This is a genomic window from Nocardioides xinjiangensis, assembly GCF_017916455.1.
In the GTDB taxonomy this organism is placed as follows: domain Bacteria; phylum Actinomycetota; class Actinomycetes; order Propionibacteriales; family Nocardioidaceae; genus Nocardioides; species Nocardioides xinjiangensis.
In genome coordinates this window covers 471,775-495,722 of sequence record NZ_JAFMSY010000002.1, presented here as the reverse complement: position 1 = coordinate 495,722, position 23,948 = coordinate 471,775, and the positions used below count along the sequence as shown (strand labels likewise).

Annotated in this window: 21 protein-coding genes; 10 read left to right on the top strand and 11 right to left on the bottom strand. The window is 72.9% G+C overall.

Features of this window, described 5'->3' with window-relative positions; translation table 11 throughout:
• Positions 1-20: 20 nt before the first annotated feature.
• Positions 21-908, bottom strand: coding sequence for a GNAT family N-acetyltransferase (locus J3P38_RS13275; RefSeq protein ID WP_210503991.1), 888 nt, complete (start codon positions 906-908; stop codon positions 21-23).
• Positions 909-1,083: 175 nt separating this feature from the next.
• Here J3P38_RS13275 and J3P38_RS13270 point away from each other — a divergent pair, with 175 nt between their 5' ends.
• From J3P38_RS13270 to J3P38_RS13260, 3 genes are all read left to right on the top strand, one after another.
• Positions 1,084-3,123 (top strand): NAD(+) synthase, encoded by a 2,040-nt coding sequence (locus J3P38_RS13270; protein WP_210503990.1) that lies wholly within the window; start codon positions 1,084-1,086, stop codon positions 3,121-3,123.
• 599 nt (positions 3,124-3,722) lie between these two features.
• Positions 3,723-4,103: a hypothetical protein gene (locus J3P38_RS13265; protein ID WP_210503989.1), complete on the top strand. Its 381-nt coding sequence runs from the start codon at positions 3,723-3,725 to the stop codon at positions 4,101-4,103.
• A gap of 29 nt (positions 4,104-4,132) precedes the next feature.
• Positions 4,133-4,510, top strand: a complete 378-nt coding sequence (locus J3P38_RS13260) for a hypothetical protein (RefSeq protein WP_210503988.1) — start codon at positions 4,133-4,135, stop codon at positions 4,508-4,510.
• Between the two features lie 42 nt (positions 4,511-4,552).
• Here the strand turns inward: J3P38_RS13260 and J3P38_RS13255 are convergent, their stop codons facing one another.
• Together J3P38_RS13255 and J3P38_RS13250 are read right to left on the bottom strand one after the other, a co-directional pair.
• Positions 4,553-5,851 (bottom strand): sensor histidine kinase, encoded by a 1,299-nt coding sequence (locus J3P38_RS13255; RefSeq protein ID WP_210503987.1) that lies wholly within the window; start codon positions 5,849-5,851, stop codon positions 4,553-4,555.
• Position 5,852: 1 nt separating this feature from the next.
• Positions 5,853-6,590 (bottom strand): response regulator transcription factor, encoded by a 738-nt coding sequence (locus tag J3P38_RS13250; protein WP_210503986.1) that lies wholly within the window; start codon positions 6,588-6,590, stop codon positions 5,853-5,855.
• A gap of 102 nt (positions 6,591-6,692) precedes the next feature.
• Here J3P38_RS13250 and J3P38_RS13245 point away from each other — a divergent pair, with 102 nt between their 5' ends.
• Entirely contained in the window at positions 6,693-7,124 is a 432-nt protein-coding gene (locus J3P38_RS13245; RefSeq protein WP_210503985.1) for a hypothetical protein, read from the top strand.
• A gap of 67 nt (positions 7,125-7,191) precedes the next feature.
• A complete protein-coding gene (locus tag J3P38_RS13240) occupies positions 7,192-7,827 on the top strand; it encodes a hypothetical protein (RefSeq protein WP_210503984.1) in 636 nt (211 codons plus the stop codon).
• A gap of 60 nt (positions 7,828-7,887) precedes the next feature.
• Here J3P38_RS13240 and J3P38_RS13235 read toward each other — a convergent pair whose 3' ends face one another.
• On the bottom strand, positions 7,888-9,501 hold the full coding sequence (locus J3P38_RS13235; RefSeq protein ID WP_210503983.1) for an AbgT family transporter: 1,614 nt from the start codon (positions 9,499-9,501) through the stop codon (positions 7,888-7,890).
• Between the two features lie 3 nt (positions 9,502-9,504).
• Positions 9,505-10,854, bottom strand: coding sequence for a M20 family metallopeptidase (locus J3P38_RS13230; protein WP_210503982.1), 1,350 nt, complete (start codon positions 10,852-10,854; stop codon positions 9,505-9,507).
• A 120-nt stretch (positions 10,855-10,974) separates the two neighbouring features.
• Here J3P38_RS13230 and J3P38_RS13225 point away from each other — a divergent pair, with 120 nt between their 5' ends.
• The 4 genes from J3P38_RS13225 (at position 10,975) to J3P38_RS13210 (ending at position 16,782) form a co-directional block, all read left to right on the top strand.
• Positions 10,975-12,321, top strand: a complete 1,347-nt coding sequence (locus J3P38_RS13225) for a glutamine synthetase family protein (RefSeq protein ID WP_210503981.1) — start codon at positions 10,975-10,977, stop codon at positions 12,319-12,321.
• 10 nt (positions 12,322-12,331) lie between these two features.
• On the top strand, positions 12,332-15,328 hold the full coding sequence (locus J3P38_RS13220) for a bifunctional [glutamine synthetase] adenylyltransferase/[glutamine synthetase]-adenylyl-L-tyrosine phosphorylase (RefSeq protein WP_210503980.1): 2,997 nt from the start codon (positions 12,332-12,334) through the stop codon (positions 15,326-15,328).
• A gap of 63 nt (positions 15,329-15,391) precedes the next feature.
• Positions 15,392-16,051, top strand: coding sequence for a SatD family protein (locus J3P38_RS13215; protein ID WP_246856056.1), 660 nt, complete (start codon positions 15,392-15,394; stop codon positions 16,049-16,051).
• Positions 16,048-16,782, top strand: coding sequence for a hypothetical protein (locus J3P38_RS13210; protein ID WP_210503978.1), 735 nt, complete (start codon positions 16,048-16,050; stop codon positions 16,780-16,782). The genes J3P38_RS13215 and J3P38_RS13210 overlap by 4 nt, the downstream gene beginning before the upstream one ends.
• 94 nt (positions 16,783-16,876) lie before the next feature.
• Here the strand turns inward: J3P38_RS13210 and J3P38_RS13205 are convergent, their stop codons facing one another.
• From J3P38_RS13205 to cobU, 6 genes are all read right to left on the bottom strand, one after another.
• The gene (locus J3P38_RS13205) at positions 16,877-17,608 is read right to left on the bottom strand and encodes a DUF5995 family protein (RefSeq protein ID WP_210503977.1); all 732 of its coding nucleotides are present in this window, start codon (positions 17,606-17,608) and stop codon (positions 16,877-16,879) included.
• 297 nt (positions 17,609-17,905) lie between these two features.
• Positions 17,906-19,279, bottom strand: a complete 1,374-nt coding sequence (locus J3P38_RS13200; protein ID WP_210503976.1) for an FAD-dependent oxidoreductase — start codon at positions 19,277-19,279, stop codon at positions 17,906-17,908.
• A 49-nt stretch (positions 19,280-19,328) separates the two neighbouring features.
• Positions 19,329-21,410 (bottom strand): ATP-binding protein, encoded by a 2,082-nt coding sequence (locus tag J3P38_RS13195; protein ID WP_210503975.1) that lies wholly within the window; start codon positions 21,408-21,410, stop codon positions 19,329-19,331.
• Positions 21,411-21,537: 127 nt separating this feature from the next.
• Positions 21,538-22,002 (bottom strand): hypothetical protein, encoded by a 465-nt coding sequence (locus tag J3P38_RS13190; protein ID WP_210503974.1) that lies wholly within the window; start codon positions 22,000-22,002, stop codon positions 21,538-21,540.
• A 91-nt stretch (positions 22,003-22,093) separates the two neighbouring features.
• Positions 22,094-22,411, bottom strand: coding sequence for a hypothetical protein (locus J3P38_RS13185; protein WP_210503973.1), 318 nt, complete (start codon positions 22,409-22,411; stop codon positions 22,094-22,096).
• A 72-nt stretch (positions 22,412-22,483) separates the two neighbouring features.
• Positions 22,484-23,011 carry a bifunctional adenosylcobinamide kinase/adenosylcobinamide-phosphate guanylyltransferase gene (gene cobU / locus J3P38_RS13180; protein ID WP_210503972.1) on the bottom strand — a complete coding sequence of 176 codons (528 nt, stop codon included), beginning with the start codon at positions 23,009-23,011 and terminating at the stop codon, positions 22,484-22,486.
• 60 nt (positions 23,012-23,071) lie between these two features.
• Between cobU and J3P38_RS13175 the strand changes: the two genes are divergently transcribed.
• A complete protein-coding gene (locus J3P38_RS13175) occupies positions 23,072-23,920 on the top strand; it encodes an SDR family NAD(P)-dependent oxidoreductase (RefSeq protein ID WP_210503971.1) in 849 nt (282 codons plus the stop codon).
• Positions 23,921-23,948 lie beyond the last annotated feature (28 nt).

The following is a 23,948-nucleotide window of genomic DNA, read 5'->3' as shown; positions in this document are numbered from 1 at the left end:
ACAGTGCCCGAAAGGGTGCCTCAGCCCGGGTGGACGGGGCGGGCCAGCTGGACACCGACCCTCGTCGTCGCGTAGCCCAGCCGGGTGTTGAGGGCGCGCATGGCGGCGTTGCCGTCCTGGGTCCACGTGTAGACCTCGTGGACCCCGTGGTCGGCGGCCCAGGCGAGGGCGACCTGCTTGAGGTGCACGGCGAGGCCGCGGCCACGCCAGTCGCCGCGCACGGCGGTGAGACCGTTCTCCGCGCGGTCCGGCTGGTCGGGGTCGAGCCCGAGGCCGGCGCACCCGACGACCTCGCCGTCGTGGAGGGCGAGGAACGTCGGGTCGACGCGCCACGACTGCACCCAGCCCTGCGGCGTGACGTCGAGCGGCGTGTCGACGGCGAAGCCGGCCAGCGCCTCGCGCCCGAAGCGCTCGTAGGCCGCCTCCCACAGGCCGGGGCGTTCCTCGGCCGTGACCACCTCGATGCCGTCCGGCACCGGGGACACCTCGACCGGCCCCTCGATGCGGAACGTCTGCTCCACCTCCCGGTTGACCTCGGCGAAACCGGCACGCCGCCCGAACGCCAGGGACCCCTCGTCGTCCGCGCCGGCACGCAGCATCGGGTAGCCGAGGCCCTCCACGTGCTGGACCAGGCGCTGCAGGAGCGCGGTGCCGACGCCGCGGCGCCGGTGCTCGGGCAGGACGCGCGGGGCGACGCTGCCCGATCCGGCCAGGTCGGACCGGTTGGCCATCCCCGAGCCGACGACCACGCCGTCCTCGCGAGCGAGGACCAGCAGTCGCTCGGGGGTGTCGGCGGCCCGCAGCTCCGCGACGGACTGCGTGCGCTCGTAGGGGACCACCGCGATCCGCACCCGACGCCAGGCCTCGAGGTCCTCGTCGGTGGAGCAGGGGCTGATGTCGAGGGCCATGACCGCACCGTAGGACGCGCCACGGCAACTCGTCCCCACCTTTTCCGCCGCTCGCGGACCGGTCGTCGTGGGCGACCCGAGGATGCGCGAGCCCGCGGTCGAGCCCGGCCCCGTGCCCGACCGACCGCCCGGAGGGAGGCACACGTGGCGATGCGGCGGTCCCTAGAGTGACGCCGTGGACTTCTACTCCGCCTATGCCCAGGGATTCGCCCGCATCGCGGCCTGCACGCTGCCCGTGCACCTCGCCGACCCGGCCGCGAACGCGGCGGCCGTCATCGAGCAGGCGCGGGCCTGCCACGACGACCACGTCGCTGTCGCGGTGTTCCCCGAGCTGGGCCTGACCGGCTACTCGGCCGACGACCTGTTCCTCCAGGACACCTTGCTCGCGGGCGTGGAGGACGCGATCGCCGAGATCGTCGCGGCGAGCGCCGACCTGATGACGATGCTGGTCGTGGGCGCGCCGGTGGTGCAGGGCAACCGGGTCTTCAACTGCGCGGTCGTCGTGCACCGCGGGTCGATCCTGGGCGTCGCCCCGAAGTCCTACCTGCCCAACTACCGCGAGTTCTACGAGCGCCGGTGGTTCGCACCGGGCGACGACCGCGAGCTCGAGTGGGTGACCCTCGCCGGGCAGGACGTCCGGTTCGGACCGGACCTGATCTTCCGGTGCCTCGACGTCCCGGGGCTCGACATGCACGTCGAGGTCTGCGAGGACCTGTGGGTGCCGGTGCCGCCGAGCGCGGAGGCTGCCCTCGCGGGCGCGACCCTGCTCGTCAACCTCAGCGGGTCGCCGATCACGATCGCCCGCGCGGAGGACCGTCGGCTGCTGGTCCGCAGCGCGAGCTCGCGGTGCGCGGCGGCGTACGTCTATGCGGCAGCCGGCCAGGGCGAGTCGACGACCGACCTGAGCTGGGACGGCCAGACCATGGTCTACGAGTGCGGCTCGCTGCTGGGGGAGAGCGAGCGGTTCCCCGACGGTCCGCGGCGCACCGTGGTCGACGTCGACCTCGACCTGATCCGCCAGGAGCGGATGCGGCAGGTCACCTTCGACGACAACCGCCGCACCCACGCCGAGCGCGTCCAGCGGTTCCGCACGGTGGAGTGGCAGCTCGAGCCGCCCGCCGGCGACATCGGCCTGTTGCGCAAGGTGGACCGCTACCCGTTCGTCCCCGACGACGCCGAGCGGCTCGAGCTCGACTGCTACGAGGCCTACAACATCCAGGTCTCCGGCCTCGAGCGACGCCTGTCGTCGATCGGCACGCCGAAGGCCGTGATCGGCGTGAGCGGCGGCCTCGACTCCACCCACGCGCTGATCGTGGCGTGCAAGGCGATGGACCGGCTGGGCCGTCCGCGCAGCGACGTGCTGGCGTTCACGATGCCCGGCTTCGCGACCGGGTCGACCACCAAGTCGTACGCCACCCGGCTGTCGCAGGCGCTCGGCGTCACCTTCGAGGAGATCGACATCCGCCCGGCGGCCGAGCAGATGCTGGCGGACATGGGGCACCCCTACTCGCGCGGGGAGAAGGTCTACGACGTCACCTTCGAGAACGTGCAGGCGGGGCTGCGCTACGACTACCTCTTCCGGCTGGCCAACCAGCGCGGCGGCATCGTCGTCGGCACCGGTGACCTGTCGGAGCTGGCGCTCGGGTGGTGCACGTACGGCGTCGGCGACCAGATGTCGCACTACACCGTCAACGCCGGGGTCCCCAAGACGCTCGTGCAGCACCTGATCCGCTGGGTCATCAGCCACGGCGAGCTCGAGGAGGCCAACGACCTCCTCAGGGAGATCCTCCAGCAGGAGATCACCCCCGAGCTGGTGCCCATCGAGGAGGGCAAGAAGCCGCAGGCGACTCAGGACACGGTGGGTCCCTACAACCTGCAGGACTTCACGCTGGCGCTGGTGGTGCGGCACGGCTTCCGGCCGCGCAAGATCGCCTTCCTGGCCTGGCACGCGTGGAAGGACGTCGAGTCGGGGGAGTGGCCGCCCGGCTTCCCCGAGGACGCGCGCGTGGCGTACACGCTCGAGGAGGTGCGCACCTGGCTGCAGGTGTTCGTCCGCCGCTTCTTCGCCAACCAGTTCAAGCGCTCGGCGCTGCCCAACGGGCCCAAGGTCAGCCCGAGCGGCACGATGAGCCCGCGCGGCGACTGGCGAATGCCCAGCGACGCCAAGGGCACGGCGTGGCTGGCCGAGATCGAGCGGGACGTCCCGGCGTCCTGACCCTGGGGCGGTGCGTGAGGCAGATTTTCGGGGCGCGGAACCTGCGTGACTCACCGCAGCTCGGGTGGGCGCGGGCCGGGGGGCGGTGCGTGAGGCAGCTTTTCGGGGCGTGGAACCTGCGTCACGCACCGCTGGTCGGGTGGACGGGTGCGGGGCGGTGCGTGAGGCAGCTTTTCGGGGCGCGGAACCTGCGTCACGTACCGCTGCCCGGGCGGAGCGGGGGCGGGGCGGTGCGTGAGGCAGCTTCTCGGGGCGCGGAACCTGCGTGACTCACCGCTCGTCGGCTAGTTGGGGGCGGGGCGGTGCGTGAGGCAGCTTTCCGGGGCGCGGAACCTGCGTGACGCACCGCTGCTCGGGTGGTTGGGGGCGGGGCGGTGTGTGAGGCACCTTTCCGGAGCGCAGAACCTGCGTCACTCACCGCTGCTCGGGTGGACAGGTGCGTGGCGGTGCGTGAGGCACCTTTCCGAGGCGCAAAACCTGCCTCACGCACCGCTCCGGACGACTTTGCCTGCCCTTAGCGGCGGGCTGGAGCGCGGTTAGCCGCGCCTCGACGAGCCTTCCTGTCGTGACGCCACCACGGCGTCGGACGAGGAGGAATCGTGCACAAGGCAGTCATCGGAGGGGGCGTCGCCGCGGCGGTCATCGTCGGAGCCGGAGCCTGGTGGGCCGTCGGCAACGCCGTCGAGGACCAGACCAGCGAGCGCGGCACGTGCGGCGGCGCGACCTGGGAGCTCAGCGCCGAGGCGGAGGACGACGGCACCGAGGTGAGTGCGGAGCTGCAGTCCTCCGGTCCGGGCGAGGAGTGGCAGGTGGAGCTGCTCCGCGGCGAGGCGTCGCTGCTCGACGGCAGCCGCACCACCGACGAGGACGGCGAGATCGACGTCGACGCCTACAGCTCCGGCAACCCCGGCGACGCGACGTACACCGTCACCTTCAGCCCCGCCGAGGGCGAGCCGTGCACGGCCACCCTCGGCTCCTGACCCGCACCCGACCGAACAGAGGAGACACCATGAAGAAGCTGATCGCCAGCACCGCCCTCGTCGCCACCGCCGCGGCGGGCACCACCGTCCTGGTCGCCGGACCGGCGAGTGCCGACGTCGAGCGGCGGGGCACCTGCGCCGGCGCGACGTACGAGCTCGGCGTCGACCGTGAGCGAGGCGGCTTCGAGGTCGACGCCGACGTCGACGGCGCCCGGGTCGGCAGCGAGTGGCGGGTGAGCATCCGGCACGACGGCAGGGTCGCGACGTCGCGGGTGCTGCGCGCCGACGGCGAGGGCGAGCTGGACCTCGACACGTTCCGTGGCGACACCGCGGGCTCCGACACCTTCCGGCTGTCCGTGACACCGGCGGGCGGCAGGACCTGCTCCACGAAGGTCACCGTGCGCTGACGCACGCCCGGTCGGCGGCCCGCCGACCGGCTGGAGCCCGGGTCAGGCCGTCCTCAACGTGACGGCGACCCGGGCTCCCCCCATGTCGGAGGTGCCCGTCGTGAGGCTTCCGCCCGAGTCCGCGGCCGTTCGCGCCGCGATCGCGAGGCCGAGGCCGGTGGACCCGGCTCCGCTCTCGCCCCGACCGGTGGGGTCCAGGCCGTCGGGCAGGCCGGGCCCGGCGTCGTCGACGACGAGCTCGACGCGGTCGTCGGTGGCGGTCAGGCTCACGCGTACGGCGGCGTCGTCGGCGGTGTGCGAGAAGACGTTGTCGAGCAGCACGTCGACCAGGGCCTCGAGGTCGGCACGGCTGGTGCGCAGCAGCGGACCGTGCGTGGCCAGGGCGAGGTCGTAGGGCCGGCCCTGGTCCTCGGCGAGCGGCTCCCAGTGACGGACGCGCTCGGCGATGACCGCGACCGCGTCGGTGCGGGGGTCGAGGCCCTCGCGCTCCGAGCGCCGTGCCTCGCGCACGATCTCGTCGACCGTCGCCTGGAGGGCGTCGAGGTCACCGGCGAGCCGCTCGCGCAGGTCGGGGTCGGTCACCGCCTCCACCCGCAGCCGCAGCGCGGTCACCGGGGTGCGGAGGCGGTGGGAGAGGTCGGCGACGTGCTCCCGCTCGCGCGCGAGCAGGAGCTGGATCCGGCCGACGAGGCGGTCGACGGCGCCGGCGAGCTCCTGCACCTCGCGCGGTCCGGACACCGCCGCCACCGGCGCGACCGTGCCGGTGCGCCCGAGCGTCTGGGTGTGCTCGGCGAGCCGGCGGATGGGCTGGACGACCGACCGGCCCAAGCGGTCGACGACGACCAGGGAGCCGGCGAGCAGGGTCAGCGCGAGCAGCCCGAGCAGGCCCCAGGCGACGCCCACCGCAGAGGTGATCCCCGGCTCGTCCACGACGACCCGGATCACCGGCGTCAGCGACGGGAGGGCCGAGTTGCCGCCACGGGAGACCGGCACGAGGACCTGCGAACCGCCGGCCACGTCGTCGACGCGGGCGCGCCCGGTGTTGCGCGCGTCGAGGACCCGCTCGTCCTCGCCGGGGTCGGGCCCGACCCCGGTCCCGTCGGGGTAGAGCACGGTGACCCGGGTGTGCTCGGCGGCGTCGTTGAGCCGGGCGACGTACTGCCCGACGACGCCCTTGTCCTGCCCGGACACCACCGTCTCGACCGCCTGCACCTCGAGCGCGGCCCGCGCCAGCCGGTCCTCCAAGGCGTAGCTGCGGACCAGGATGGCCATCGGCACCAGCATGGCGAGCAGGACCATCGAGATCGCCGCCGCCGCGGTGAGCAGGAGGCTGCGGCGCACCTCAGCCGTCCTCGGCAGCCGGCCCGTGGGCCGGCTCGGGGGCCGGCTCCGGGGTCGGCTCGGGAGCCGCGAGGCGTACGCCGACGCCGCGGACCGTGGTCAGGTAGCGGGGCGCGGCGGCGGTCTCGCCGAGCTTGCGGCGCAGCCAGGAGAGGTGGACGTCCACCGTCTTGTCGGAGCCGCCCCACGGCTGCCGCCAGACCTCGACCAGCAGGTCGCGCTTGGTGACCACCTCGCCCGGACGCTCGGCGAGGTGGGCGAGGAGGTCGAACTCCCGCGGTGTGAGCTCGACCTCGCGACCGTCGAGGTGGACCCGCCGGCCGGCGAGGTCGACCGCCAGCCCGCCGACGGTCACCGTGCTGGGCCGCTGGCGGCCGGCGTCGACGCGCCGCAGCACCGCCCGGATGCGGGCGTCGAGCTGGGCGCTCGTGAAGGGCTTGACGACGTAGTCGTCGGCGCCGGCGTCGAGCGCGCCCACGAGCGACGGGTCGTCCGCGCGGGCGCTGGCGATGATGACCGGCACCTCGCTCACGGCCCGCAGCATCGAGAGGACCTGCGTGCCGTCGACGTCGGGAAGGCCCAGGTCGAGGACGACCAGGTCGGGTGAGGAGTCGACGGCGAGCTGGAGGCCGCCCATCCCGTTCGGTGCCGAGGTCACGGTGTGGCCGCACTCGCGCAGGCCGCGCACCAGCAACGGCCTGATCCGGTCGTCGTCCTCGATGATCAGCACCTCGGCCACGCCCGAGACCGTACCGTCCCGGACGCCGGCCGCCCCCGGCCTTAGCCGCGCCTTAACCACCGCCTGGCCTCGTCCTCACCCGGCAGGCGGCACGATGGTCCGGTGAGGCGTCGGATGCTGCTCGTCGGGCTGTGGGCCGCCACCACGGCCGTGGCCGTGCTGGTCGGCGTCTTCGCCGTGTCCACCGTCGGGGCGACGATCCGCGACCGCGGCCCCGTCGGCGACGAGGTGGTGCGCGACACCGCCGTCGACCCCGCCTCGGTCCCGGCACCCGACGGGCCACGGGTGCGCGAGGAGATCTCCGGTGAGTGGGGCGCCTTCGTGGTGCAGTGCCGGGACACGTGGGCGTACGGCGTCGGCGTACGACCCGACGAGGCGGCCGGGTGGCGGGTCGTGAGCTGGGAGAAGGGCCCGGACGACGACGTGGACGCGGTCTTCAGCGACGGCCGCAACTCCGTGGACCTCGAGGTCTTCTGCAACCGGGGCCGACCCACCCTCGCCGAGCTCGAGCGCAACACGCTCGCCGACGACTGAGGAAGATGCAACCTCCCGCTGTCGCGGCGCGTCCACCCCTCGACGACCACTTCACGGGGAGAGACAGATGACCAACCGCATGACCACCCTCGGCACCACCCTCGGCACCGCCCTCGGCGCCGCGCTGCTCGCCGGCTCGCTCGCAGCCCCCGCGGCGGTGGCCCAGGCCACCCCCGTCGGGGCTCAGCCCGACCAGCGCGGCGCCCAGGCCCGCACGGCCCTGACCTTCGCGGTCGAGGACTGCGAGGGCTGCGAGGTCCAGCTCGTCAACGCACGCGGCACGCTCGATGCCGACGTGGTCCACGTCTGGCGGTCCAGGACCAAGGAGGTGCGGGGCGGCACGGTCACCTTCGACGTGGCCACCAGGCGCACGTGGGGCATGTCGGTGACCGTCGTGGCGCCGTGGGAGGGCCACACCGGCTACCTCACCACCGTCGCGTGGCGCTACAACGGCGAGCGGGTCGGCGACCCGGTCACGCTCGAGGAGGCGGTGACGAAGAAGCGTGCCTCGGCCTGCTGGGAGGGGGTGCGCCGCCGCGAGGTCACCGTCCCCCTCGTCGTCGAGAAGGTGCGCGTGGACGGCGTGAGGAAGAAGGTCAACGGCAGCATCGCGTTCGTGCCGACGACCGAGAGCTGGCTCGGGCCGATGCGCGAGGTCTGGGACGGCGTCCTCGGCTCCCAGGACGTCAACATCTGCCGCTGACGCCGCGCCTGACCGGGCCCGGGGATCGGCGGCGGGACGCTGGGGGCCGCGACCGCGCGGTCAGATCCGGATCCCGACCCCCGGCCCGACGTCGGCGCCCGTCAGGTAGAAGACGGTGAGCACGGCCACCCAGGAGATCCAGAAGGGCACCACGAACGGGATCATCCGCGAGATGACGGTGCCGAGCCCCGCGTCGGGCTCGTAGCGCTTGAGCATCACGAGGAAGATCCAGATGTAGGGGTTCATCGGCGTGATCACCTGGGTGGCCGAGTCGCCCACCCGGAACGCCGCCTGCACGAACCCCGGCTCGTAGCCCAGGAGCGCGAACAGCGGCACGAAGACCGCGCCCATCAGCGTCCACATCGAGGAGCCGCTGACGATGAACAGGTTGAGCAACGACGCGAGCAGGATGAACCCGATGATGGCGGGGTAGCCGGTGAGGCCGATCGACTCGAGGCCGTCGGCGCCCGCGACGGCCAGCGCGGAGCCGACGTTGCTCCAGTTGAAGAGGGCGATGAACTGACCGAGCATGAACGCCAGCACGATGAAGGCGGCCATGTCCTTGATGCCCAGGCCCATCACCTTGGGCACGTCGGCGGCCTCGCGCAGGGACCCGCTCACGAAGCCGTACGCCAGGGCGGGCCCGAGGAACATCACGAACACGACGAACACCGTGGAGTCCAGCAGCGGGGACTCCGGAAGGAACGCCCCGTCCTCGTTGCGCCACGGCGACCCGCCCGGCAGCACCGCCGCCAGGATCACGACGGCGAGCGCGAGGAACACCAGGCCCGCCACGCGCAGCCCGCGACGCTCCGCCGGCTTCAGGTCGGGGGAGAGGTCCACGGGCGCCGCCCGCAGCGCGGGGGCGACGTCCTCGTCGTCACCCGCGCCGCCGTCGAGGGTGGCGGCGGCGTCGTCCTGCTCGACCATGTCGACCGGCGCGTCCTCGCGGACCAGGCGCGGCTCGACGAGGCGGTCAATCACCAGGCCCGCGATCAGCGCCAGCACGACCGACGACGCCATGTTGAACCAGAGGTTGGAGACCGGGGTGACCGCCGCCCCGGCCTCGGGCAGGCCGGTCGTCACGGAGCTGGTGATCCCGGCGAACAGCGCGTCCAGGCTGGTGACCAGCATCGAGGTGGAGTAGCCGGCACCGACGGCGGCGAAGCCTCCGACCAGGCCCGCGAGCGGATGCCGCCCGGCTGCCTTGAAGACCATCGCCGCCAGGGGCGGCACCACGATGAAGGCGGCGTCGGCCATCACCGACGCGTTCACCCCGACGAACCCGACGGCGTACGGCAGCAGCCAGCGCGGCGCCGATCCGAGGCTGGCACGGATCGCCGCGCCGAGCAGGCCGGTGCGCTCGGCGACGGTGACGGCGAGCAGGATCGTCACGACGGTCACCAGCGGCGGGAAGCCGATGAAGTTGGCGCCGAGGTTGACCGTCAGCCAGGACAGCCCCTCGCCGGTGAAGAGGCCGCGGACGGCCGTCTCCTCGTCCGACCCGGGGATGGTCACCGCGGTGCCGAGCAGCTGCAGCACCGTGGAGATCACGCCGACGACGAGGAACAGGCCGAGGAACAGCAGGAACGGGTCGGGGAGCCGGTTGCCGACGCGCTCGACGGCGGCCAGGGCCCGGTCGGTGCGCGACGGCGTCGCGTCGGTGGCGGTCATCGCTCAGCCCTCCCCGAAGTAGGACGCGACGTCGACGGCGCCGCCGGCGGCCGCGAAGTCGTCGGCGGCCGCCTGCCGCAGCTCGGCGTCGCTGAGCCAGTCGGCGCAGACCGCCGCCAGCGACCAGGCCGAGTCGAGCACCACCCGGTCGGCCTCCTCGCTCACCGCGGCGTCGGCGAACTCCCGGGTGTGGAGCGACAGGTCGGCGTCGGTGATCCGGACCATCGCGTGGACCCCCGGCAGCCGGTAGGAGACGTTGCCGAAGTCGGTCGAGCCGGCGAACATCCGCGGCACCACGTCCGGCGGCAGCACGGTGCGCCCCCGCTCGCCGTAGCGGGTGGTCCACGCCGCGGCGAGGGGGCCGTTGCCGCGGACGGGCAGGTAGGCCGGTGCCTCGTCCCAGGACAGCTCCACGCCGCACCCGGTCATGAGGGCCGCGCCGCGGGCGATGTCGGCGAGCCGGTCGCTGAGGACGGCGAGCCCCTCGGGGTGCTCGCTGCGCAGGTAGAACAGCATCTCGGCGTGCTCGGGGATGACGTTGGGTCGCTCTCCGCCGGCGGTGACGACGCCGTGCACGCGGTCCGTCGGCGGCATCTGCTGACGGTGGAGCCCGACGCCGGTGTACATGAGGTTGACCGCGTCGAGGGCGTTGCGGCCCATGAACGGCTGCGCCGAGGCGTGCGAGGTGATGCCGGTGAAGGTGGCGCGGAGCTGCCGGCGGCCGAGGAAGAGCGGGTCGGCGATGTCGTAGGTGAACGGATGCACCATGAGCGCCGCGTCCACGCCCTCGAACGCCCCGTCGGCCGCCATGAGCTCCTTGCCACCGCCGCCCTCCTCCGCGGGGGTGCCGAGCCACACGACGCGACCCGGCAGGCGGTCGGCGACGGCGGCCAGTGCCAGGAACGCCCCCAGCCCGGCGGTGGCGATGACGTTGTGGCCGCAGCCGTGCCCGATGCCCGGCAGGGCGTCGTACTCCGAGAGCACCGCGATGGTGGGACCGTCGGGGTCGCCGACCTCGGCGCGCAGCGCGGTGGGGAGCCCGTGCGCCTGGCGGACCACGTCGATCCCGCGCCCCTCGACGAGGTCGGCGAGCACGGCCGCCGACCGGTGCTCCTCGAAGGAGACCTCGGGATGCTCCGACAGGTCGTGGCTGGCGGCGAGCAGCGTCGGCGCGAGCTCGTCCACGGCCGCACCCAGCGCCGCGAGGACGTCCGGGTCGGCGCCGGCGGTGGTGGCCTCCGGGGCCCGCGCCGTCCGGGCCAGGCGCCGTGCCTCCTCGCCGAGGTGGCGGAGCAGGAAGCTGTCCGGTGGCGTGGGGGCGGAGGTGCCGGAGGACTCGTCGTGGTGGCTCATCGTGCAGTGTCCCTTCCCGTGGGGGGCGGGCCCGAGCGGGCGACTGGTCTCGCGACGCTAGCACCGACCACACCTCAGCCACCGGACGGAACGGCCGCCGACGCCCCCTAGGGTGGTGCCATGGGCAAGCAAGAGGACTTCGTGCTCCGGGCGCTCGAGGAGCGCGACGTCCGGTTCGTGCGGCTGTGGTTCACCGACGTGCTGGGCTTCCTCAAGAGCGTGAGCGTGGCGCCCGCCGAGCTCGAGAACGCCTTCGACGAGGGCATCGGCTTCGACGGCTCGGCCATCGAGGGCTTCGCCCGCGTCTACGAGTCCGACATGCTCGCCCACCCCGACGCCTCGACGTTCCAGATCCTGCCCTGGCGCACCGGCGACGACGGCGGCCCGGCCACCGCACGGATGTTCTGCGACATCGTGATGCCCGACGGCAGCCCGTCGTACGCCGACCCGCGCCACGTCCTGAAGCGGACGCTGAGCCGGGCGGCCGACAAGGGGTTCACCTTCTACACCCACCCCGAGATCGAGTTCTACCTGTTCAAGGACGTGCCCGGGAAGGGTGACGAGCCCCAGCCGGTCGACCGCAGCGGGTTCTTCGACCACACCGCCCAGTCGCGGGGGGCGGACTTCCGCCGCGAGGCGATCACCATGCTCGAGGCGATGGGCATCTCGGTGGAGTTCAGCCACCACGAGGGCGGTCCCGGCCAGCAGGAGATCGACCTGCGCTACGCCGACGCGCTGACCACCGCCGACAACATCATGACCTTCCGCACCGTCATCCGCGAGGTGGCGCTCGGTCAGGGCATCTGGGCGTCGTTCATGCCCAAGCCGTTCACCACCCACCCGGGCTCGGGCATGCACACCCACGTCTCGCTCTTCGAGGGCGACCGCAACGCCTTCTTCGAGGCGGGCGCGGAGTACCAGCTGTCGCGCACCGGACGCCAGTTCATCGCCGGCATCCTGCGCCACGCCAGCGAGATCAGCGTGGTCACCAACCAGTGGGTCAACTCCTACAAGCGCCTGCTCGGCGGCGGCGAGGCGCCCTCGGGCGTGTGCTGGGGCCACAACAACCGGTCCGCGATGGTCCGGGTGCCGATGTACAAGCCCAACAAGGGCCAGTCGACGCGCGTCGAGCTGCGCACGATCGACCCGGCCTGCAACCCCTACCTCGCCTTCGCCGTCGTGCTCGCCGCGGGCATGAAGGGCATCGAGGAGGGCTACGAGCTGCCTCGCGAGGCCGAGGACGACGTCTGGTCGCTGACCGAGCGGGAGCGGCGCGCGCTGGGCATCACGCCCCTGCCGCGCAGCCTGTCGGACGCCATCGGCGTCGCCGAGGACTCCGAGCTGCTCGCCGAGACGCTGGGCGAGCACGTCTTCGACTTCTTCCTGCGCAACAAGCGCGCCGAGTGGGAGGAGTACCGGACGCAGGTCTCGGCCTACGAGCGCGACCGGATGCTCCCGGTGATCTGAGGCCGGCCCCATGACGTCGCCCGGGTCGTTCGTGCGCAAGGGGTTCGTCGACGGCGCCGCCGCCGCGCAGGGCGTCGAGCGGCTCGGTGACGCGGGGGCGCCGCTCGTCGACACGCTCGCCGCCTCCGCCGACCCGGACGCCGCGCTCGGCGGACTGCTCCGACTCGTCGAGGCCCTCGACGGGCAGGAGGAGGGGGCCGGGCGCCGGATGCTCGCGGAGGTCGCCGACGACGAGGGCACCGCCATGCGGCTGTGCAGCGTGCTCGGCGCCAGCGTCGCGCTGACGCACCACCTGGTCCGACACCCGGAGCACTGGCGGGAGCTGACCGACCCGACGCTGGGCAGCACCCGCACCGCGGCGTACGCCGTCCGTGAGGCGATGCTGGCGGCGGTGGGCGCCGACCCGCACGCCGAGGAGCCCGTCGCCGGGCTGCCGGACGCGGAGGCGGTCGACGCGCTGCGCGTGGAGTACCGGCGCATCCTGCTCCGGCTGGCCTCCCGCGACCTGGCCCACCACCTCAGCGTCGACGACGCGGCCGCCGAGCTGTCCGACCTCGCCGCGGCGACGCTGGACGCCGCGCTCGCGATCGCCCGCTCGCGTCTGGGGGAGAGCGCGCGCACCGCACGCCTCGCCGTGATCGCGATGGGCAAGTGCGGCGGCCACGAGCTCAACTACATCTCCGACGTCGACGTGGTCTTCGTCTACGAGCCGGCGTCCGACGGCGGCCCGGAAGGAGGCGGCGCCGACGGGACGGCGCTGCGGGCCGCCACGCAGATGGCCTCGCACCTCATGCGGATCTGCTCCGACCACACCCGCGAGGGCACCATCTGGCCGGTCGACGCCAACCTGCGGCCCGAGGGCAGCCAGGGCCCGCTCGTGCGGACGCTGGCCAGCCACCGGGGCTACTACGAGAAGTGGGCGAAGACCTGGGAGTTCCAGGCGCTGCTCAAGGCCCGCCCCGTCGCCGGTGACCGGGACCTCGGCCGCCGCTACTGCGAGATGGTGGCCCCGATGGTGTGGAGCGCCGCGGAGCGCGAGGGCTTCGTCGGCGACGTGCAGGCGATGCGCCGCCGGGTGCTCGAGCACATCCCGGCACACGAGGCCGAGCGCCAGCTCAAGCTCGGCTCGGGCGGTTTGCGCGACGTGGAGTTCGCCGTGCAGCTGCTGCAGCTGGTCCACGGTCGCTCCGACCCGTCGCTGCGGGAGGGCGCGACCCTCAGCGCGCTGGCCCGGCTGACGGCCGGGGGCTACGTCGGTCGCGAGGACGGCGAGCGGCTGCACGAGGCCTACTCCTTCCTCCGCGCCCTCGAGCACCGCATCCAGCTGCACCAGCTGCGACGCACCCACGTGCTGCCCGACGACGAGGCGTCGCTGCGCCGCCTCGGCCGCTCGCTCGGGTTCCTCTCCGAGCCCGCCGCCGCGCTCGACAAGCAGTGGCGCTACCACCGCCGCGAGGTGCGCCGGCTCCACGAGAAGCTGTTCTACCGTCCGCTCCTCGGGGCGGTCGCCAAGCTGCCCGGCAGCGAGGCGCGGCTGTCGCTGGAGGCCGCGGAGGCGCGGCTGTCCGCCCTCGGGTACGCCGACCCGCGGGCCGCGTTGCGCCACCTCGAGGCACTCACGAGCGGGGTCTCCCGCACCTCCGACATCCAGCGCACCCTGCTGCCGGTGCTGCTGGAGTGGTTCGCCGACTCGCCCGACCCGGACGCCGGGCTCTTCGGCTTCCGGCGGATCAGCGAGAGCCTCGGGCGCACGCCGTGGTACCTCACGATGCTGCGCGACGAGGGCCAGGTCGCGCAGCGGCTGGCCCTCGTCCTGGGCACGTCCCGCTACGCCACCGACCTGCTCGAGCGCGAGCCGCAGGGGGTGAAGATGCTCGGCGAGTCGCTGGTGCCGCTGAGCGCCGAGGCCGCGCTGGCCGAGATGCAGGCGCTGGTCGAGCGCGCGGAGACCCCGGAGTCCGCGGTCGCCGCGGTGCGCGCCGTACGCCGGCGCGAGCTGCTGCGGATCGCGTGCGGCGAGCTCGTGGCGGGGACCGACGTGGCGCTGGTCGGGCAGGGGCTCAGCCGCCTCACCGACGCCACGCTGCAGGCGACCCTCGCCGTCGCCACGGAGTCGGTGCGCCGGCACCGTGGCCTGGAGGCCCCTGCGAGCCGGATCGCGGTCATCGCGATGGGCCGCTACGGCGGTTTCGAGCTGTCCTACGGCAGCGACGCCGACGTGATGTTCGTGCACGAGCCCGCGCCGGGCGTCGAGCCGCAGGCGGCCTCGTCGTTCGCCACGGCCGTGGTCGGAGAGGTCAGGCGGCTGCTGTCCCTGCCGGCCAGCGACCCGCCGCTCGAGGTCGACCCGGACCTGCGCCCCGAGGGCAAGAACGGACCGATGGTGCGCACGGTGGAGTCCTACGCCGCCTACTACGCCAAGTGGTCGCACGTGTGGGAGTTCCAGGCGCTGCTCCGGGCGGACGCGGTGGCCGGCGACGAGGACCTGCGACGGCGGTTCACCGAGCTGGTCGACCCGATCCGCTTCCCCGCCGACGGCATCTCGGAGTCCGACGTGGTCGAGGTGCGTCGGATCAAGGCGCGTGTCGACGACGAGCGGCTGCCCCGCGGGGCCGACCGGCAGACCCACCTCAAGCTCGGGCGCGGGGGGCTCGCCGACGTCGAGTGGACGGTGCAGCTCCTCCAGATGCGGCACGCCGGGCGCGTCGAGGGGCTGCGGACGCCCCAGACGCTGCCCGCGCTCCGGGCCGCAGCCGAGGCCGGGCTGATCGCCGAGGACGACGCCGCCACCCTTGCCGAGGCCTGGCGCCTGGTGAGCCGGGTCCGCAACGCCGTGACGCTCGTGCGGGGCAAGCCGTTCGACCAGCTCCCGCGCGACGCTCGCGAGCGGGCCGCCGTCGCGCAGGTGCTCGGCTATCCGCAGGGCGCCTCGGACCAGATGGTGAACGACTACCTGCGCACGACGCGGCGCGCTCACGCCGTCGTGGAGCACGTCTTCTGGGAATGAAGCGGAAATCTTCATCGGTAGACAAATGAAGCAATAACCTTCACCATGGGTTGAGTGAAGGAAATGGCTGCAGTGATCGGCGACCTCGTCGGATCGCGCGCCTCGCTCGACCGCCGGCGCCTCCACGAGGAGCTGTCGCGCGCGATCGCCACGGTCAACGACCTCCTCGCCCCGGTGCGGCCCCTGTGGATCACTGCGGGCGACGAGTTCCAGGGGACCTTCGCCACCGTCGGCGAGGCCGTGCAGGCGACGCTCCTCGTGCGGGTCGAGATGTGGACGGTGTGCGACGTGCGGCACGGGATCGGCTGGGGCGGCACGACGCTCCTCGACGCCGGGGCCGGGATCGAGGACGGCCCCGGCTGGTGGGCGGCCCGGTCGGCGATCGAGGCCGCCGCGCGGTCGGAGTCGACCTCGGCCCAGCGGTGGCTGCGCACGGCGTATGCCGTCGCGGACGGGGCGCCGGGCGGTCCGGACCCCGGGCTGGTGAACGCCGCGCTCGTGCTGCGCGACGAGCGCGTGAGCGGCCTGTCGGAGCGCTCGGTGTCGGTGCTGCGTGGTCTGCTGTCCCACGAGACGCAGCGCGACGTCGCCGAGGAGCTGGGGATCAGCCCGTCCGCGGTATCGCAGCGGGTGCGCGCCGACGGCCTGGCGGCGATCGTCGCCGCCCACGACATGCTCGGGCCCGGACGAGGCGACGAGCAGCAGGAAGGAGGCGACCGGTGAGCTGGCTCGGGATCCTGCTGATCGGCTTCGCGGTCACCGACCTCACGCACTCCGTGCGCAGGACCCGGTTCCTGCCGGAGTGCGTCGGCGCGCTGGTGGCGCTCTGCACCGGCCTGCTCGCCGGGCTGACGTCGGGTCGTGACGTCGGTGCGCTCCTGGTCATCGTCGCGGTCGTGCTGGTGTGGGGTCTCACGGTCACCTGGGGCTTCGGCCACCCGGGCCCGAAGGCGGCCCGGCTCCCGCTGGGGGTGTTCGTCGTCGCGCTGCTGGGGGCCATCGCCTGCTCGGGCCTGGCGCCCGACGCCGCGGGTCCGCTCGGACGCTGGCTCGCCTCGCTCGCCGTGGCCGACCTGGGCGACGTCCCGGCCGACCGCTTCCTGCTGCTGCTCGGCGCCTTCGCGGTGCAGCTGTCGACCGGCAACGTCCTCGTGCGGCTGGTGCTCAAGGCGACCGGCACGATCAATCCGCGCGCCGACGGCGCGCTGCCGCCGACGCAGCTCAAGGGCGGCCGGCTCCTCGGGCCCCTCGAGCGCGTCTTCATCCTCGCCCTCGCCCTCGGGGGCCAGGTGACCGCTGCCAGCGTGGTCGTCGCGGCCAAGGGACTGCTGCGCTTCCCCGAGCTCTCCTCACGTCACGAGCAGCAGACAGTGCACGAGATGACGGAGTACTTCCTGCTCGGCTCGTTCGCGTCCTGGCTCGTGGCGCTGGGGTCGTTCGTCCTCCTCGGATGACGGGGGACGGCTCCGCCGCTCCCGGGGCGTGCGGGTTCGCGGGTCGGGCACGTGCACGCTCGGATCCGCCCCAGGCCGAAGCAGAAGAAGTACGTCACCGCACGGGCGGCAGGAGGATCCCGGAGCCGTTGATGCCGAGGCGCAGGAGCACCGGCCCGGGCGCGAGCAGGTCGTCGATGCGCGCAGCGCTCAACGCCTCGAGCTCCCGGAGCCGGACGGCGTACGCCTCCGGTCCGGTGAGACGGGCCTGCTGCAGCTCGAGCGCGTTGTGCCAAACCTTGCGCCGCGCCATGCGCAGGAACCGCCCGGAGGCCCGGTGGTTCACGGGCTGCAGGACCCGGTCGAGCAGCGTCACGCCCGACTGGGCGACCAGCTCCTCGTTCTCGGCACCGACGCGCGCCCGGAGCACCGCGTCGATCCGCTCGTGGTCGCGCCGCCGCCGCTCCATCACGACCGGGTCGGCGAAGTCACGGTCGTCGATCACCGCCAACAGGGCCTGGGGCAGGTCGTAGTTGATGTGGGCGTTGATGCCCAGCAGCACGTGCCGCAGCGGCGGCAGGTCGGGCGGTGCACCGAGTGCGAGCCGCCAGGGCAGCGGCACCCGTTCGCCGGCGGTCGCGTCGGCATCGAGCGCATCGAAGTAGAGGTCCGCGAACGCCACGTCCCACGCCTCGACCCACGTGCTGTCCTCGAAGACGCCTCGTCCGATCGCCTCCCCGACGGCGACGGTCGTGCGCAGGTAGGTGCTCAGGAACGCCCGGTGTCCGTGCTGGGCCGGCCCGAGACGGTCCAGGCACTGCTGCATGCGCGCCACCACGGCTGCCACACCGCCCTCGTCCGGCGCCATACGTGGTGTCCGATCTCCGCGTCCTGCACAGCACCCGTCCGGGGCCGCCTGCCACCGGTACCCGTCCGACGGCGACCACAACGGGGTGCCTCCAGGACTCGGTCCCACCGGCAGCCAGCCCGAGCGCGCCGCCGTCCGTGCGGCGTCGAACCTGCGCGACATCTCGTCGCGGATGCGCGCACGTCGTGCGTGGCAGCGCAGCGGTACCTTCCCGAACACGGGCACGGCGAGCGCGGTGACGCCCGGCCCCGGAGTCGGTCCACCGGCTGGCCCGTGTCATGCCCCGACTGCCGTGGGCTGGGGGTCGGTCGGGGCGAGAGCTCGAACGGCGGCACCGGGACGCAGGACGCGCGCGGCGATGGCGGGCCGCATCAACGCGGTGGGCCGGTCGAGGAGGTTGAGGACGCGCAGGTAGGCGTGTCCGACGACGGGGTCTCCGACGGCCGCCGCTTGCAGCCGCGACATGTAACGCCCGATCACACGCACCGACAGGGGGCGGTCCCCGGGCACCTCGGGAATCGACAGGTCGGCGCCGCTCACGATGTCCCAAGCGCCTCGGACCACTGGCGCAGCGTGACGGAAGAAGACGCGAGGGTCGTCGCTGCCGCTCTCGAGCCAGGACCGCAGGACCAGGGACTGCTGTGCGGCGACGGTGATCCCCTGACCGTAGATGGGGTTGAAGCAGCAGAGGGCGTCGCCGAAGACGATCAGGCCGCGTGGGAAGGTGCGCATCCGCTGGTAGTTGCGCCGGATGCTCGTCGGCGTGCGATGGGTCACGACCGGCCCGAGCGGCTGGCCCCCCAGCACGGCGGCGAACAGGTCACGAGGAGCGATCGCCTCGAGCTGGGGGAGGAAGTCTTCCTCCGCGCCGGAGGGCTGGTGGCTGCCGTAGCCGAACAAGGTCACGACCCAGGAGTCGTTCTCCACGACGCCGGCGGCCATGCCGATCGGACGGTCCGGCCGTGCCGCCACGACGATGAACTGGTCGCGCCCGGTCGAGCCGGCCAACCGGTAACGGCGTGTCGCGTAGCCCATGTTCGAGTGGACGATGTCCTCGGGTGGCCGCCCGTGGCCGAGCCCGTCGAGCCACGCGACGGAGCGCCCGGAACGCCCGCTCGCGTCGACGACGAGATCCGCGGACAGCGGCAGGTCCCGGTGATCGTCGCGCGCGACGAGCCGCACGCCCCTGATCCGGCCACCGCCGTCCACCATCACGCCGGCCGCGTCGGTGTTGTCCCGCAGCTCGACCGCGGGGTCCGCGAGCACGCGCTCCCGTACGACGTCCTCGATCAGCGGCCTCGTGGCGCAGATCGAGGGGGTGGTCACCTCGACGCGCGGGAGCACGCCGTACGCGTTGATGAACCGGACCTCGCCGGCGATCCGCGCGCTCGCCGCGCCGGCCGCCGCGAAGTCGTCGCGGATGCCGGGGAAGAGCTCGGCGAGGATCTCGTCCCCTCGGCCGAGGACGGAGTGGATGTGGCGACCCTGCGGCACGCCGCGGCGCGGCTCGTGGCCGCCGGTCAGCTGGTCGCGATCGACGAGGATGACCTCGGTGTAGTGGTCGGCGAGCACGCGTGCAGCGAGCAGTCCGGCCATGCTGGCGCCGATGACGACCGCACGGTCGCGAGCCGGCGTCGGGTTGGACTTCATGGAACACCTCCTGGTCGACGGATGCCAGCACCGTCATCCAGGTCGCTGCTCACTCTCCAGACCGGTTGCTGCTCACTTCCTGGCCACCGATCTCCCGGCGCCACAGCATCTCGACGATCCGCTCGACCCCGCGCGTCAGGTGTCGCCGGTAGGTGCTGAACGGCAGGCCGAGGACCTCAGCCGCCGCCTCCTGCGTGGGAGCGGGGCGGAGGTAGGTGCGATCGATCGCCCGGGCGAGCCGCTCCTCGCGAGGATGGCCCGCGAGGGCGTCCGCAGCGTCGCGGATCAGGGCGGCCAGGCGGTCGGCTGGCTCGTGGTCGTCGTCGCCCTCGACCACCAACCGGCTCCGGCACAGCGGGTTGGCCACCAGCTGGTCGCGGCGGTGGAGGTCCTTGAGTGCCCGACCGACGCTCGTGGCGAACTCGTCGAAGGACAGGGCGAGCAGGTCGGACCGACCGGTCGGCGACATCACCGGAGCGCCCAGCTCGCGGTCGGCCAGCAGGTCGAACCAGTCGGCCAGCGACCCGCGCCGGAAGTCGCGTCCGAACAAGGCGTAGGCCCCCGCGCCGATGCGGTGCTCGGCACCGTCCAGCCGCTGGTAGTCGATGAACTCCATGAGCGGGTCCATGGCACCCGAGTCGACCCAGCAGATCACGTCCCACGCCGTCGCCGGGTCCTCCAACAGGGTCTGGATGCTCAGCACCGGGCCCAGGTTCAGGGTCCGGGAGGGCGACTGGTTGCGCTCCGCGTCGATGAGGAACCGCATCACAGTCGCGTGGTCCCCCGGCCGGAGCGGGCGTCGGCGCTCGATCGCCTCGCGCGCCGCTCGCATCGTCGGGTCGCGCGCAAGGTCGGAAGCGTCGGCCAGGTCCAGACGCACCACCGCAGCGAAGCCGGCAGGCTCGGATGCCTTGGTTCGGACGACACGGAACGCTCCGGGCTGCCGGCCGAGCCAGTGCTCGACCAGGGCAGCCTGCGCGTCTCCCTGGTGGCGGCTGGTCATCTGCAGGAGGTGGTCCGCGTCCGTGGGGCGCACGCCGTCGAAGTACGCCGTACCGAGCTCGTCGTAGTTCCAGAACGCGGCCGTCGCGCTGTGCCGGTGCGCGTGGACGACCTGCATGATCGCCCGCTGTTGCTCGGCGCCCGTGACCTGTGTGGCACGACGGACGCTCGACCGCTGCACCCGCCGGTGCAGGTCTGCGTAGGCGACGGCGTCGCGCCAGCGGAGATCCGCGTCGATGACGTCGCGCGCCAGGTCGTGGGGGAAGACGCCATAGGGACCCACCTCGACCAGCGACAGCCCGCGCAACCACGCCAGCAGCTCGCCGGCGCGCCGCGTCTCGAGCACCTCCCTCAGCAGGTCCTCCGTGGTCATCCAGGCGTGGGCGCACAGCTGCAGCGCGCGACGGTGCGCCTCGTCCGGGATGCTGTCGACCAGCCGGCGGACCAGCTCGTCGACCAGGTCCGGCGCGTCCTCGAGCCGGGTCAGCGACTTCGCCGAGTCGTGCCGGGCCAGGTCGGCGACGAGGGACAGGGCCAGGGGGTGACCGTGCGTCAGCTCGGCGGCGGTCTCGTGCTCGGACTCGGGCACGTCGCACCCGGCCAGGTAGGCGGCGGTCTCCTCCGGTGCGAAGTTGCGCAGCCGGATCTCGCCGAGCAACTCCCGCCATCCCTCGTCCGACCGCCAGAGGTGGGACGGCGGCCTGCGTCCGGCGACGACCACGATCGCCGCCGCGGGCAGCGCGGGAAGCCAGTCGTGCTGGAGCCAGCCCTCCAGTGCCGCCGCGCGCTCGAAGCTGTCGAGCGTGATGATCGGTGCGGGATCGCCGTCCGTCGCCCAGCCCTGCACAGCGGCCTCGCGCAGGAGGGCGTCCGGACGGGGTTCCACTGACGCGAAGTCGACCTGGATCGCCAACCTCCCGGCGCCGGCCGCCTGCCGTCGGAACGCCTGTGTGAGTGAGCTCTTCCCTACGCCGCCCGGACCATGGATCCACACCACCCGGACGCTGGACCCGCCGGACAGGATCTGCCCGAACATCTCCTGCTCGGCCGCGCGGCCCACGAACCGGGCGGCCCTGCTGCGTCCGAGCGCGTCGGCGAGTGTCGCGCCTCTGCCCTCCGATCGGGCCATGGCGGGACAATCCCACGCCGTCCCACCATCGTCAACGACGATCGCTGGGTGCTCGGTGACGCTGATCGGGTGCGGCCAACCGCCGCGTGCCGGCGCAGCTCGAACGTCCGGATCTGCCGAGATCCGCTCAGGGCATGGCGGCGATGCTTGCTGGCCGCGACTCAGGGTGGGCATGCCACCAGCGGTGATTCAGCGATGTGCGCGCGGAGTCGTAGAGGTGGTCCACGACCCACTCCCGACCATCTGTCTCGTTGTCAAAGCGGTGCTCGAAGTTTCGATTGCCTCGCTCGGAGTAGAAGACGACCCAGGCACCCCCTTCCGGCAGTAGGTAGAGGGACTCGTGACCGTCATATCGATCGTCGCGAACGGCGGTGGACTCGAAGCCGTGCTCCTCAACCCACTGCAAGACGTCCTCTCGCGTGACCGACACCAAGTCTCCGAACGTGACGTCGTCGATCACGACGCCCGCGGGCAACTGGTCGACGGCCCACCTGAACGTGTTCCATCCGAGAATGGCCCGGATCTGCTCTTCGACCGGGCGCCGACGTAACTGACGCCCGCTTCCCTGTCCCCGTCGGAAGAACTTGATCATGGGTCGATTCTGACCGCCCGAGAGCGAAGCGCACGCATGTGCCGCGACGAGCGCGCGGATCTGCCGATGAGCGGACGTCTCACGCAGGCAGCTATGCCGAGTTGAAGACTGCCCACCCCACGAAGATGGCGAAGCCGGACAGCAACGCTGAATGGCACCCGACGACGACCGCCACGACGACGAGGCCGCGGCGCAGGAGCAACCCGGCTATCACCACGATGAAGACCGAGCAGACAACGCTCAGCCTCACCGACTCGCTGAAGTCCTCGTTGTAGAAGACGCCCGTACCACGGGACATGTCGTTCACCACGAACCACACGGCGAGAGACGCCACCGCCTGGATGGCGAAGGCGCCGAGGATGAGCCAAGAGAGCCGCGCTTCAGCACGGGTGGTGACTTGCCGCGACACGGGCACGAGTATGGCCCACCGAATCGACCACGATGTCTGCTTCGACAGAGATCCGGATCTGCCGAGATGCGCTCACAGGCGTAGCACGCGCCCCGCGACCACGAGGTGCACCTCGTCGCACGCCGCCGCGACGCGCTGGTTGACCGTGCCGAGCAGGTCGCGGAACAGGCGGCCGGAGCGGTGCTCGGGCACCACGCCGAGGCCCACCTCGTTGGTCACGACGACGACGTCCTGGCGGCACGCCACGAGCGCGGCGACGACCTCGTCGGTGCGCGCCAGCACGAGGGCGTGGACGGCGTCGGCGTCCTGCTCCCACGCGTCCTGGGCGTCGATGGTCGCGGTGAGCCAGGTGCCGAGGCAGTCGATGAGCAGCGGGTCCTCGGCCTCGGCGAGCACGCGGGGGAGGTCCTGGGTCTCCACCGTGCCCCACGACGCCGGTCGGCGCGCGCGGTGGGCGGCGACGCGCGCCGTCCAGTCGCGGTCGTCCTCGCGCTCGGGGGCGGCGCCGGTCGCGACGTACGTCGCCGGCGCACCGCCGATCAGCGACTCCGCGTGCGTCGACTTGCCGGACCGCACGCCGCCGGTGACCAAGATGCGCATGGCGGGCATCCTCGCAGAGGCGGCGCGGATCGGACGCAGGAGCGCTGGGTACCGAGCGGCATGAGCGAACACGCGTCCAGCCCCGAGACCACGGCCGCCACCGGCGCGGCCCCGACCGGCGCTAGGCAGCTCGCGGTCGTCACCGGCGCCTCCAGCGGGATCGGCCTCGAGCTCGCCCGGCAGTTCGCCGAGCACGACTTCGACCTGATCGTCGCCGCCGAGGACGACGAGCTCGCCGTCGCCGCGGCCGTCCTCCGGTCCGAGAGCGGCGGTCTCGTCCAGCCGGTGCAGGTCGACCTGCGCCGGCCGGAGGGCGTCGAGGAGCTCTACGCCGCGATCAAGGCCGACGGCAGGCCCCTCGCCGCCATCGCGCTGAACGCCGGACACGGCCAGGGCGGCGCGTTCGTCGACAACGACCTGGCCGACGAGCTCTCCATCATCGACCTCAACATCACCTCGACGGTGCGGCTGGCGAAGCTGGTGCTGCGCGACATGGTGGCGGCCGACGCCGGTCGGGTGCTCGTGACCTCGTCGATCGCCTCGACGATGCCGGGCTCGTTCCAGGCGGTCTACAACGCGTCGAAGTCGTTCCTCCAGTCCTTCACCGAGGCGCTGCAGAACGAGCTCAAGGACACCGGCGTCACGCTCACGTCCCTGATGCCCGGCCCCACGGAGACGGAGTTCTTCGAGCGGGCCGACATGGCCGACGACACGCTCGTCGGGACGTCGCCGAAGGACGATCCGGCGACGGTCGCCCGCCAGGGCTTCGACGCGCTTATGGACGGCAAGGACCGCGTGGTCGGGGGTGGCGTGAAGACCAAGGTGCAGGAGGCCGCGAGCAAGGCGATGCCCGACAAGCTCAAGGCCGCGATGCACCGCAAGATGGCCGAGCCGGGGTCGGGCAGCTGACGCAGCGGGTGACGGAGCGGGTGACGCC